The sequence below is a fragment of the Paenibacillus xylanexedens genome (assembly GCF_007676705.1).
Taxonomy (GTDB): Bacteria; Bacillota; Bacilli; order Paenibacillales; family Paenibacillaceae; genus Paenibacillus; species Paenibacillus xylanexedens_C.
Map to the genome: position 1 here is coordinate 1223184 of NZ_VEBF01000002.1, position 12992 is coordinate 1236175.

Below are 12992 nucleotides of genomic sequence, written 5' to 3' on the forward strand. Positions count from 1 at the left end.
TCTGTGTAATAACGCTTTCTCATTTTTTCAGCAAAAAGCCGGCTCCAAGAGCCGGCTTCCAAGGTAACATTTTCCGGGAAATAAATAACCTGAATTTTACAACAAATCAGCTGCAAGCTGTGCCAGCTTGGAGCGTTCTCCTTTTTCGAGCATGATGTGTCCGCTGATTCCCTCTTGTTTGAACCGTTCCACGATATACGTCAGGCCGTTACTTGCGGAATCGAGATATGGATGGTCTATCTGCTCAGGGTCTCCCATCAAAATAATTTTACTGCCTTCACCGACCCTTGATACGATCGTTTTCACTTCATGGCGAGACAGGTTCTGAGCTTCATCAATAATGATAAACTGTCCAGGTATCGATCTTCCACGAATATATGTTAGAGCCTCCACCTGAATACTGCCAAGCCCCATTAGAATTTTATCGATATCTCCGGATTTTTTGGTGTCAAACAAGAACTCCAGATTATCATAAATCGGTTGCATCCATGGCCGGAGCTTTTCTTCCTTCTCACCAGGCAAGTAACCGATATCTTTCCCCATCGGAACGACAGGACGAGCAATCAACAGTTTTTTGTATTTATGATCATCCTCTACCTTAAGCAGACCTGCTGCCAGCGCCAGCAAGGTTTTCCCTGTTCCAGCTTTACCAGTAATGGTAACCAGCGGGATATCATCATTTAAAAGCAGCTCCAGTGCCATACGTTGTTGCGCGTTACGAGCGCTAATGCCCCAGACATTATCATTACTGAGGAAAAGCGGCTCAAGCTTCGTCCCCTCTGTATTTACTTTTAACAAAGCCGATTTATTCGTTCCCATCTCATCCTTGAGAATGACAAATTCATTCGGGTAGAGCGAATATGACAACTGCAACGGCTTGATTGGTAAAAAACGATATGTGTAAAACTCATCAATCACTGACGGATGAACTTTTAGGGCTGTATAGCCTGGATATAATTCACTGAGTCCTGCCGTCCGATCTGATAAGTAATCCTGTGTGAACAGACCAAGTACATCCGCTTTGATACGCACGAGTACATCTTTACTGACAAGCACTACTTGACGTTCAACTATCTCCTTCTCGTTTTCCTCAATCTGATAATTCAGCGCGACAGCCAAAATCCGATTATCATTGGACACCTCACCAAACATTTCCTGAACTTTCACGAAACTCCGATGATTCAACTCTACTTTCAGATTACCTCCATTAGCCAAAGGCACCCCACTGTGCAGGTGACCCAGCTCACGTAATCCATCCAACAGTCTGGATACATTGCGGGCGTTACGCCCAATTTCATCGGCATTTCTTTTTTTGGAGTCGATTTCCTCCAGTACAACCGCGGGAATGATTACCTCATGTTCCTCAAAGGCAAATATGGCATTGGGGTCATGCAGAAGCACGTTGGTATCCAATACAAAAATCTTTTTCATTCAATCCCCTCCAAAGCGGCGTCGTTAAAGGCATGGGCTGGAACGTAAAACTCGGGAATGTCGGATTAATCCTTGTATTATCCTCGAAGGAAGCCCGTTTCCCTTCATTCCCGAGTTCATCTTGATCGTATGATCTTATCAGCAGCGGCATGGACAATCATGCTCCCATACATAAATGTATTCGACTAGGACAAAATAATTGTCAACCATTCTGAAAAACTCCAAGAAAGGATGAACACTTATGAAAAAATGGGTTTGCACGTTGCTTCTAATCTTCTTAATTACCGGTTGTAATAACACTTCACGAAGTGCTTCACAAGAGCCGCATACGTCACATCCCAGAAGTTATGGAGGCAATATTGAAACACGAGAGAATCAACAGAATGGGACCCAACCGATCTATACACAGGACGATCGAATGAACCCTTCACGTCTGGACCGTTTCAACGAAAATACAGGTGAAGTCCATGACACGAACATTGTTGAAGATGATAAAAGTGGACGAATGTCAAATGAGAAACGAGTCAATCACCTGAAAGCCCTTGCCAAGCAAGTGGAAGGTGTTGAAGATGCGAACTGCGTTATACTGGGTAATACAGCCGTAGTGGGCATTGATGTTGATGGTGAACTTGAACGTGCACGGGTGGGTACGATTAAGTACTCTGTTGCCGAAGCGCTTCGCAAAGATCCCGAAGGTGTAGATTCTATTGTTACTGCCGATGCCGATGTCACTGAACGAATTAAAGAAATTGGTGAACATATTCGTCAAGGACACCCGATATCCGGTTTTGCTTCAGAACTCGCAGACATGGTGGGACGAATTATTCCCCAACTTCCGAAAGACGTCAAAGTCCGTCAAAATCCGGATGAACACGAGGATCAAGAACAACAAATGCAGCAGCATTCAACGGACAAAAGACAACAAAAAGCCCAGTGATCTCTCACTAGGCTTTTTTCATGGCAGCAAAAACCTGCTCATCTAATTTCTCAGCAGCACGCTGATCATATATTTTGACATATTGAGGCACAGAGGACAGTTGAGCGCCGTAAAACAGGGCATTCCTCACTGCTTCAATCGTGATGTCGAAACAACACATATTAAATGGAACATCCTGCAGCGGATCTTGTCGTACCGTCGCACGTCCGTTCACTGCGTACACCGTCTCTTCTCCAAAGACAGTAACCGTAATGAGCGGATTAGTGAGCATGTTGTTCACCAGGCGTGAACGATGATCGATCGCCACACGAAAAGTAGAAGCATTCTCCGCATAGATCCAGGAGATGGCTGTTGAAGTCGGACCTCCGGATTCTGCATCCACGGTGCTCAGAAGCACAAAGGTCTCATTCTTGAATTGCTGTAAAAGAGATTCAGTTAATTGTGTGACGGCTTCGGACATTCAACCAGCCCCCCTAAACTTCTTTATGCAATTCTTAAACTTGGTTTATGTTATTATAGCATACCGATTAATGTGCTTCCAATCCCAAAAGAATGAACGTTATTCACCTGAAGGTGAAGTTGTTACTTTACCAGAAAGTGTATCTTGTAAAGCCTGCTTCGCATTGGCCAGTTCCGTCTCATTAATATACACATACGGACTTCTCCACTCTCCGGTAACCGGAGTAAAATGCACATCTGAGGTAGAGATATTCCAATACGTCGAGATAAAGTTCTTCATTTGTTCCGATTCCACATCTGTCGTCATGTTCTTATCAACTGCACCAATCACTTTGCTAATCTTCGTAATACCGCCAAGAGATTTCATCTGATCCAGCATGGAATTCAGCACTTGGTTTTGACGTTTGTTCCGATCAAAGTCGTTAGACTCATCCGTCTTTGGATTACAATTCGATTTGCGGTAACGAACAAAATCCAGTGCCTCTTTACCATCGAGATGTTGTTCGCCTGCAACCAGATTGATATCGGTACCGTCGGCTGTATCTCTGTAACACATATTTTTATCCACAGTCACATCTACGCCACCTACGGCATTGACAGCATCACGGAAAGCCTGGAAATTCAGGACGGTGGTGTAATTAATGTCTACATCCAAATACTTGCCCACCATCTCTTTCATCTGATCCTCTGCATTTTTGCCAGTAGTCTTTTCCTGTGCCTTGAACCTCGGATAATAGGAGTTCAGCTTGTTAGATTTATACCCATCCAGTTGAATACGCGTGTCTCGGGGCAAAGATACAATCGTTGCCGTCTTCGTCTCCGGATTCAACGAAGCCACCATAACGACATCCGAGAGATACGTGCCAGTTTCCGGACGGTTATCTGTACCAAGCAACAGCATCGTGATCGGTTTCGTTGTGGCTGACATCCCCGGAGGTACCGGTTTGTCGATGCCTGTATCCACGACTTGATTGTATACCCAATACGCATATCCGCCGCCTACCACAATGGCGATAACCAATAGACTTAAAAGGATTCTGCCAAACGCATTCATTCTCTTTTTCTTCTTAGGCTGCTTACCCTTGCCATTCTTCGATCCAGAAGCGCCGGATTGCGTCGGTGCCTGTCTCCGTGGAGGCAGTCCGTTCGAATTCGAGTTCATATTTTCAACACCTTTATCACATCTGTTTTTGTCTAAATAAAAGACAACCGCTTTCCCTAAGGAAAACGGATGGTCTGTACAAGACAGGATTTATGAGTTTCGAGCGGCAGCTTCCGCTTTTTTCTTTTGACGACCTTCAATAAAATAGCGCACTCTCACTAACAACATCAAACCAACTGCCACCAACAAACATTGAATGATGGGAAGCTTGTCGATTTGAAAAATAAGAAGCATGAATGTGCCCATCGCCATCAATATATAGAGAACGATTTCCTTACCAAGCGGTAATTTCTGACGTACCCGAAACACCTTGTTATATACGTAAGTAATCAATACAAAGATGACGATGTAGGCTACGATCGGGTTTGACGCGAACCATGCTTGCATGCACAGCCAGCTCCTTTCGTTATCATGCTAGGATATAAGTTAACTGGTTGATGGAATCCCCTCTAGCAACTTAGAGAGCCCAGTACGTGCGTCGTGACCGTTTCGGTCTCAGCTCGTTCTTACGATCGCTGTTATCCCCAGATTTTTTTGATCCATTTCTCAATGGTAAAATCCGGGGATAAAGGCGAACGCTTCGCTTCTTCAGAATCGATTCTGATCCCTACACTACTATAGACTGTACAAGCTCTCGTTACTTGTAGGGCCCATCAAATGCTAACTTATATAAATTATTTTGTTGTTATTAAGATTTTGAAGCCATTTTGCGTTGTTTTTCTGCACGCTCACGCTCGGATTTGTTCAGAATCTTCTTACGAAGACGAATAGATTTTGGTGTAATCTCACAATATTCATCGTCATTCAGATATTCAAGCGCCTGTTCCAACGAGAAGATAATCGGAGTTTTAATTTTAACCGTATCATCTTTACCTGAAGAACGAACGTTAGTCAGTTGTTTTTCTTTACAAATGTTGACAACGATATCATTGTCACGTGTATGCTCACCAACGATCATACCTTCGTAAATTTCTGTTCCAGGCTCAAGGAAGAGCGTACCACGATCCTCAACGCCCATCATTCCATAGAACGTAGATGTACCAGTTTCAGTTGAGATCAGTACACCTTGGTGACGTCCACCCACTTGACCGGACACTACCGGAGCGTAGCTGTCAAATGCATGGTTCATAACACCGTAACCACGAGTCAATGTCAGGAAGTTTGTGCTATATCCGATCAAACCACGTGCTGGAATCAGGAACTCCAGACGAACTTGACCACTACCTGTGTTGACCATGTTAACCATCTCTGCTTTACGTGCGCCCAGGCTCTCCATTACGGAACCCATGCTCTCTTCAGGGATATCAATCAACAAGCGCTCAATAGGCTCTGTTTTCTTACCGTCAACTTCTCTTACGATAACTTCTGGTTTGGATACTTGAAGCTCATATCCTTCACGACGCATATTTTCAATCAGGATACCCAAGTGAAGCTCACCACGTCCGGAAACGACAAATGCATCCGGGCTTTCCGTTTCGTCAACACGAAGAGAAACGTCTGTTTCCAACTCTTTGAACAAACGCTCACGAAGTTTACGGGAAGTTACCCATTTACCTTCACGACCTGCGAATGGACTGTTGTTCACGAGGAACGTCATTTGCAGTGTAGGCTCATCAATTTTCAAAACTGGAAGTGCTTCTGGGTTGTTCGGATCAGCGATGGTTTCACCAATGTTGATGTCCTTGATTCCTGCAATCGCAACGATGTCGCCTGCTCCTGCTTCTTCTGTCTCAACACGCTTGAGACCTTGGAAACCAAACAGTTTCTCGATACGTGCAGTTTTACTTTTACCATCACGCATAATAACCGTTACCGATTGTCCTTGACGGATCACACCGCGGTTAACACGACCAATGGCAATACGGCCAAGGTATTCATTGTAGTCCATCAAAGTAACGAGGAATTGAAGTGGCTCTTCAACATTCTCTGTTGGGTGAGGGATATGACTAACGATCGTATTGTAGATCGCCATCATGTTGTCGTCTTGTTTCGCAGGATCATTATCCATGCTGGATGTTCCGTTCAATGCGGAAGCATATACAACAGGGAATTCAAGTTGTTGATCGTTGGCACCCAGTTCAATGAACAGGTCTAGTACTTCATCAATAACCTCAGTCGGACGAGCCGCTGGACGGTCAATTTTATTTACAACAACGATTGGTGTCAGGTTGTGCTCCAGGGCTTTACGAAGTACGAACTTCGTTTGTGGCATACAACCTTCATATGCATCAACAACGAGCAATACGCCGTCAACCATTTTCATGATACGTTCCACTTCACCACCGAAGTCGGCGTGTCCTGGTGTATCCACAATGTTGATCAGGTAATCTTTATAAGTTATAGCCGTGTTTTTGGCCAAAATCGTAATACCGCGTTCACGCTCCAAATCGTTGGAGTCCATTGCGCGCTCCTGTACCGTTTCGTGATCACGGAAAGTACCGGATTGCTGGAGCAACTTGTCGACGAGCGTAGTTTTCCCGTGGTCGACGTGGGCAATAATCGCAATATTGCGAATGTGTTCTCTTGAATGCATGGTTTGTATCCATATCCTTTCCAATTTCAATTCTTATCTACTAAACTTCCCGCAATTTCGCAGGTTACTCACAAAATAAGCGTCGGTGATATCCCGACGCATGTCTATATCCCTTATATTATAGTTTATTATAGGTAAAAATCAAGATATTTCGCACGAAAAGACCACTGGGAATGTTACCAGCCTCTCCCTTGACGTCCTCGACCAAGCAATAACCAGGCTCCGCCCAAGATCAAAAGGACAGCCAGCACATAGATTATTCCCGTTTGAAGCAGGGTGAATCCGAATAATATGATGGACACCGCACCAAGGATCAAAGCCGCAGGTAATACAAATTCCGGTCTTCTCCGCTCAGCCATTGCATATTCGAGTAAACCTATGGCGATCCCCAGCAAGAATGCTGGCCACAGCCTGCTCATAAGTCCTGCACCCCATGTATTCGTTATACTGAATAAAACACCATACACCGTTAGTATGCCGGCAGGAACAAGTGACCACGATGGTGAAATACGCGCATAATATAACGCATGAAGGGCGATGCCTGGCAGCAGGATCAGCAAAGGCCAGAAATTACGACCAATGAATCCAAACACACCAAACTTGCCAAGCAAAATAATAATCCCCGCAACTACAATAAATAATCCAATCGCTTTTTCATTTCTCATCCTCATCTGCAATCACCTCTTATACCATTGGCTATGTACTTTTACTCTTATAATCGATGCGCATTCCATGATGACTGTTGGTTTCCTAACCTGTAATCCTGCTTCTAGTGTATCCGATGTTTCGGCAAAAAACTATACTTTATGTCGCACTTTGCTTGCTCCCTTTACCTGTATTACCCTAAAATCTGCAACTTATGACTAGCCCAATGAGAACTCCATGGAAAAGATATTTCTCTCCACACAAAACCGCCTAAACCAGATGGTTCAGACGGCCCTATGTCCAAGCAATTATTCAAAATCAAACTATGCGTTCTTCCGCACAAATTTATGTGCGCCTCCAACCGCGACTACCAGACAAGCCATCGCTGTGGGTAGTAGCGTATGCACCTCTGATGCCATTCCTCCCAGCCACTCTCCCAACTTGGGATCTTTCATTACCATCTCACCTGCTGTGAAGGCCAGAATGCCTGAGCCGACGAATACCAGAATCGGAAATCGCTTCAACAAACCAACAATTAGACCGCTCCCCCATACGACAATAGGAATACTGATGGCAATCCCGATGACGATCAAAGCCAGATCCCCATCCGCCAATGCTGCTATAGCCAAGACATTATCCAGACTCATTACAAAATCGGCAATCAGAATCGTTTGGATGGCTTTCCAGGTCGTCGAAGCCTCTCTAATATGTACTTCATCATCATTTTGAAGCAGCAGCTTCACTGCAATCCACAGTAACAGCAGCCCACCTGCGGCCTGGATAAACGGAATTCCCAGCAATAATACTGCTACGAAGGTTAATACGCAGCGTAACACTACCGCACCAAAAGCCCCCCACCATACCGCCTTTTTACGTTGTATCGGTGGCAGATCCTTGCTGGCAAGCGCAATAACAACCGCATTATCTCCACTTAATACCAGATTGATCATTAAAATCTCAGTTAACAGCCATAGCGTATCCATGTCCTCATCCCCCCACATTAACTTGTATGTCAGAGTTGTCCATGCTATTCTTAATGATTGAACAGTATATAAGGAGTGACATATCCCATGGAGCTATTTAGTCCCACATTCTGGCTGGCTTTGTTGAACGTTGTCTTTATTGATCTTATTCTGGCTGGAGACAATGCAATCGTCATTGGCCTGGCAGCTCGAAATTTGCACCCTTCCGTGCAGAAAAAGGCGATTTTATACGGAACCGGTGGTGCACTTCTGATTCGAATTTTGGCAACGGTTGTTGTGTTATGGTTGCTTAAGGTTCCTTGGCTCTTGCTTGTAGGGGGCATACTTCTGATCTGGATTGCCTATAAATTATTGGCGGATCAGGGGGATGAACACAATGATATTCAGGCGGGAACTTCCTTATGGACCGCTATTCGTACCATTGTGATCGCGGATGCAGCCATGGGATTAGATAACGTGATTGCAGTCGCTGGAGCTGCGCAGCAGCATCTCGTGCTTGTCATTCTCGGACTCTTAATCAGCGTACCGATCATTGTCTGGGGTAGTACCCTGTTTATCAAGCTCATCAATCATTTCCCTTGGATCATCTATGTTGGAGCCATCGTTCTCGGGTATACGGCTTCCAATATGATTACTGAGGAGCAGCGACTCTTGCCTTACTTTACTGAACATCCGGCATTGCGCATTCTCTTCATCGTTGTCGTTATTGCAGGTGTAGTCTTTGCCGGTTATCGCAAACGCTCCAGCAGCTCCAGCAACAAGGGATCTGGAGGAGAACAGCAGCGCTCCTATTCATAGGGGTATCTAATCTAAAATGTCTTCTGAATACAGCAAAGGACTGAACGATATTACATCGGACAGTCCTTTTTTGCAGTTAACATAGCCCTTATTATGTCAGCCATGCTAATTTTTATTGAGTTTAGAACCAATCATCCTTTAACCCATTATCACCTGTCTGATTGGATACCACGGAAGTTTCACCGGCATGCAGTGTGATCGTTTCTGTCTGCTCTACCGCCTGAGCCAGCCACTCTGGCAACAGGCTCATTGTCGATTCAATTTTATCCACAATCCGAAGATTTGGATTGGTTGAAGGCGACTTTGGCACGAAGAGAGTACAGCAATCCTCATATGGCAAAATAGATATGTCATACGTTCCGATCTGTTTGGATAGGGTGATGATCTCCTGTTTATCCATCATGACCAGTGGCCGCAGCAGCGGTAGATCCGTCGCACGACCAATGACGTTCATACTCGGAAGAGTTTGACTCGCTACTTGGCCCAGACTATCCCCGGTAATCAGTGCGAGTGCACGCTCACGCTCGGCAAGTTTGGAGGCAATTCGTAGCATTGAACGTCTCATCAGCGTAATAATCAGGTTATCCTGACCCAGTTGGGTAAATGCCGTTTGAATCTCTGTAAATGGAACCAGATGCAGCTTAATTGTTCCTGCATGATCAGCAAGGACACGCGCCAAATCAATGACTTTCTCTTTGGCACGCTCGCTTGTGAACGGGTAACTGTAGAAATGGACACATTCCACTTCCAGTCCACGGCGCATGGAAGACCAAGCTGCAACGGGACTGTCTATTCCACCTGACAGCAGCACCATCGCTTTTCCATTCGTACCCAGTGGAAACCCACCTACTGCCGGAATGGTTTCGTTGAAAATATAGGTGCCCTGATCCCGAATTTCCACTCGCAGTTCAATATCAGGTTGACGAACATCAACACTTAATTGCTGAAATTTCCGAAGGATCGGGGAACCAACCAAATGATTCATTTCATGTGAAGAGTTCGGAAACTCCTTCCATACCCGCCTTACATTCACCTTGAATGTGGTGCCTTCCTTGAATTCATCTTCTCTTTCGTCCATAAACGCAACTGCTGTTTTCACAATTTCATCGAGCTCGGATGGGGTGACTTTAACCGGACTAATCGACATTACACCGAATACCCGCTTCAGCACCTTAATCAGTTCAGTATGTGATTCACCGCCGAGATCCACATAGACACGGCCATATTCTTTACGAAGGCTCGCTCCAGGGTAAGGTTTAAGCAAGGCTTTCACCTGTGTAATGATCGTTTTTTCAAATCGGGCACGATTCTTCCCTTTTAACATAAACTCTCCGAAACGGAGAAGCAGCATATCATATTTCATATCCATTCACATCCGCCTTTCGAGGGGTCGCAGCTGCGCCACCATCTGATGTAAAGCCTGCTCAAGCAAGGCTACATCTTCTTCTGTATGTTCATCTCCAAGACTAATACGCAATCCACCAGCAGCACAAGCTGTATCTCTGCCCATCGCAAGCAGAGCCCGACTCGGTTCAGCCGAACGTGAAGAACAGGCCGATTGGGTGGATATCGTTACGCCCAGTTGCTCCAAGGTGTGCAGCGCCACTTCTGCCTTCATCCCGGGATAGGAGAAATGCACAATATGAGGTGCCCCCTCTTGGCGACTGTTCAATTCAAATTCAGGAATGGCACGTATCGTTTCCATTAATCGATCACGGAACACCGTTGTACGCCGGGCAAAATCAACCTGATCTTCTGCTGCCATCCGCATGGCCTTTGCCATACCTACCAGCAAGGCCACGTTTTCTGTGCCTGCTCTTAGGCCCTGCTCCTGTGATCCACCTGACAATAATGGCGTAAGCTCCACTCCGCTTCGCACATACAGGAGGCCTGCACCCTTCGGTCCACGGATCTTGTGAGCAGACAGACTGTACAGATCTGCACCCCAAGCGGCAGGTGCTGCTTCCATTTTCCCAAACCCTTGCACACCATCCACATGGAAAAGCACGCGTGGTGCTTTCTTTTTGAGCTGTTTGCCGATCTCTCCAATCGGATGAATGGCCCCTGTTTCATTGTTTACATGCATCAGACTCACAAGCACCGTGTCTGGCTTAATCGCGTCTACAACCTGCTGAGCATTCACCACACCATCGGAATTGACAGGAATTAGCGTCACGTCCCATCCCCACTGCTGCAGTTGCATAAAACTTTCATACACCGAGGCATGCTCGGTAGCTGTTGTGATGATGTGTCTGCCACGTGACTGATAACGTAATGCTGCACCTTTTATCGCGAGATTATTACTCTCGGTCGCACCGGAAGTAAACACAATCTCTTCAGGCTTAACACCTATTGCCGCAGCACAGCCGGATCGAGCACGACGCAACAATTGATCTGCACGCTCTCCATATCCATGAATAGAGGACGGATTTCCGAATTGTGTCTCCATAATTTCGGCCATCGTACGAATCACATCCGGATGGGGAGGTGTGGTTGCAGCATAATCAAAATATTTCAAATGAGGTTAGACCTCCCTTATCTCTTCGTTCATGAATCTACTGTGAGCATTGTAACACGATACCCATACAACACAAAAAGACCAACTGGGAACAGACGGTTTTAAGCGCCACTGTCCCCACATTTGATCTCATCCTGCCTATGATGGTTATCGCCAATGTCTTTCTGTGAGTTTAGATCACATATTTCGACTGTGCCTTCTCCACCTTGGAGATATAATTCTGAGTTTCTGAAGGCAGACGGTTAAGCACACTCATCAGTTCGCTATCACTCGACACACCCAGACGTGAAACACGACCCGGTCCTGCATTATATGCTGCAAGTGCCATCTTCACTTCTCCACCGAAACGCTGGAGCTGAAGGGAAAGATATTTAGTACCCGCATCAATGTTCTGGGCAGGATCAAATGAATTACTCACACCCAGCCCTGCAGCCGTGCCATCCATTAATTGCATAAGACCCTTGGCACCTGCGGAGGACACCACATTCGGGTTAAAATTGGATTCTGTATCAATGACGGCTTTGATCAACGATTCAGGAACACCATACTTGGCGCTTGCCTCCGCAATCAAAGATTCAAAATCCGTAGGTACAGATGCACCGGAATCCACAATGCCGGTATCGGATAAAGACTCAACGATGTTATTGGAGACAGAGGACGACCCTGCCGTATTCATATCCGGATTGTACGTGCTTCCAAGTTGCAGCCACAAAAGACCATCACTGGATCTTTTGGAGACCGTTTCGGTTGAACCGTTCATGTTCGTCGCATTGGAACCCGTGCCTAACAGCCCGTCCATCATATTGGCAAAATCCACTGTTGAACCAGCATCTGGGGCTGATCCATTGGTTTGGTTATTATTCACATTGGACAATTGCAGTTCCAACAACTGCCGCGATCCGCGTGGATCAATCTGCATGCGTTATATCCACTCCCGTATAATTAAGCGTATTATGACCTTATTCTACATCGTTTTACAGCAAGGTTCCATTGTTTTCAAAAAAATAAATGTATCACGCCGCCTAACCTGCACATATACGAAAAAAACCTTCTGTATATCACCACATTGGGGTGAGAACAGAAGGCTATTGAATGAACAATTGTATACTCTAGCGAGCGAATGGAATCATGAAAAAATAACTGAGCGTGGCTACAATACCCAGTCCAATGGACCAAGCTCCCGCTGTTTTCCGACCATTCACATAGGCATAGTAACCCAGTACGGCTGCTGCCGGTCCAAGTACGATTGACCACATGAATAAGGACGCGATCCCGAAGGCAAGCCCCATGTAACCCGCGACCTTGCCTGTTGACTCCATAACACGGTCTGCCTCATGCTTCTCAGGTACGTGTTCTGAACGCTCGGTGCCTCCAGTTCTTACCACAGTCGGAGGAGCAACCTCTGCCCCATATTCTTCCCGATGTGTTTTTCTTGGATAATCGACACGCATACGCTGTTTTTCACCTTCTACATTGGTTTCAGGGCGATCTTTAAAATTAAACTTATTATCGTCATTTTTCATTTG

13 protein-coding genes are annotated in these 12992 nt (G+C 45.6%); 2 read left to right on the forward strand and 11 right to left on the reverse strand.

Features of this window, described 5'->3' with window-relative positions; translation table 11 throughout:
- Nucleotides 1-96: 96 nt before the first annotated feature.
- The gene (locus FS628_RS15460; protein WP_145323205.1) at nt 97-1431 is read right to left on the reverse strand and encodes a PhoH family protein; all 1335 of its coding nucleotides are present in this window, start codon (nt 1429-1431) and stop codon (nt 97-99) included.
- A gap of 241 nt (nt 1432-1672) precedes the next feature.
- Here FS628_RS15460 and FS628_RS15465 point away from each other — a divergent pair, with 241 nt between their 5' ends.
- Nucleotides 1673-2368 (forward strand): YhcN/YlaJ family sporulation lipoprotein, encoded by a 696-nt coding sequence (locus tag FS628_RS15465; RefSeq protein ID WP_145323207.1) that lies wholly within the window; start codon nt 1673-1675, stop codon nt 2366-2368.
- Nucleotides 2369-2375: 7 nt separating this feature from the next.
- Here the strand turns inward: FS628_RS15465 and FS628_RS15470 are convergent, their stop codons facing one another.
- The 6 genes from FS628_RS15470 to FS628_RS15495 form a co-directional block, all read right to left on the reverse strand.
- Nucleotides 2376-2828 (reverse strand): pyridoxamine 5'-phosphate oxidase family protein, encoded by a 453-nt coding sequence (locus FS628_RS15470; RefSeq protein ID WP_145323209.1) that lies wholly within the window; start codon nt 2826-2828, stop codon nt 2376-2378.
- A gap of 99 nt (nt 2829-2927) precedes the next feature.
- Nucleotides 2928-3989: an LCP family protein gene (locus FS628_RS15475; protein WP_145323211.1), complete on the reverse strand. Its 1062-nt coding sequence runs from the start codon at nt 3987-3989 to the stop codon at nt 2928-2930.
- Between the two features lie 90 nt (nt 3990-4079).
- Complete coding sequence (locus tag FS628_RS15480; RefSeq protein ID WP_047843765.1) at nt 4080-4376, reverse strand: YlaH-like family protein; 297 nt, start codon at nt 4374-4376, stop codon at nt 4080-4082.
- A gap of 301 nt (nt 4377-4677) precedes the next feature.
- Complete coding sequence (typA, locus tag FS628_RS15485) at nt 4678-6522, reverse strand: translational GTPase TypA (protein WP_145323213.1); 1845 nt, start codon at nt 6520-6522, stop codon at nt 4678-4680.
- A gap of 176 nt (nt 6523-6698) precedes the next feature.
- Nucleotides 6699-7193 carry a hypothetical protein gene (locus FS628_RS15490; protein ID WP_145323215.1) on the reverse strand — a complete coding sequence of 165 codons (495 nt, stop codon included), beginning with the start codon at nt 7191-7193 and terminating at the stop codon, nt 6699-6701.
- A 297-nt stretch (nt 7194-7490) separates the two neighbouring features.
- Entirely contained in the window at nt 7491-8150 is a 660-nt protein-coding gene (locus tag FS628_RS15495) for a TerC family protein (RefSeq protein WP_145323217.1), read from the reverse strand.
- Nucleotides 8151-8237: 87 nt separating this feature from the next.
- Here FS628_RS15495 and FS628_RS15500 point away from each other — a divergent pair, with 87 nt between their 5' ends.
- On the forward strand, nt 8238-8948 hold the full coding sequence (locus tag FS628_RS15500; RefSeq protein WP_062835479.1) for a TerC family protein: 711 nt from the start codon (nt 8238-8240) through the stop codon (nt 8946-8948).
- 121 nt (nt 8949-9069) lie between these two features.
- On the opposite strand, the gene thiI is transcribed toward FS628_RS15500, so the two are convergent.
- The 4 genes from thiI to FS628_RS15520 form a co-directional block, all read right to left on the reverse strand.
- Nucleotides 9070-10311, reverse strand: a complete 1242-nt coding sequence (thiI, locus tag FS628_RS15505; protein WP_145324187.1) for a tRNA uracil 4-sulfurtransferase ThiI — start codon at nt 10309-10311, stop codon at nt 9070-9072.
- A gap of 6 nt (nt 10312-10317) precedes the next feature.
- Nucleotides 10318-11466 carry a cysteine desulfurase family protein gene (locus FS628_RS15510; protein WP_145323219.1) on the reverse strand — a complete coding sequence of 383 codons (1149 nt, stop codon included), beginning with the start codon at nt 11464-11466 and terminating at the stop codon, nt 10318-10320.
- A gap of 172 nt (nt 11467-11638) precedes the next feature.
- Nucleotides 11639-12385, reverse strand: a complete 747-nt coding sequence (locus FS628_RS15515; RefSeq protein WP_145323221.1) for a lytic transglycosylase domain-containing protein — start codon at nt 12383-12385, stop codon at nt 11639-11641.
- A 190-nt stretch (nt 12386-12575) separates the two neighbouring features.
- Nucleotides 12576-12989, reverse strand: coding sequence for an MFS transporter (locus FS628_RS15520; RefSeq protein ID WP_145323223.1), 414 nt, complete (start codon nt 12987-12989; stop codon nt 12576-12578).
- Nucleotides 12990-12992 lie beyond the last annotated feature (3 nt).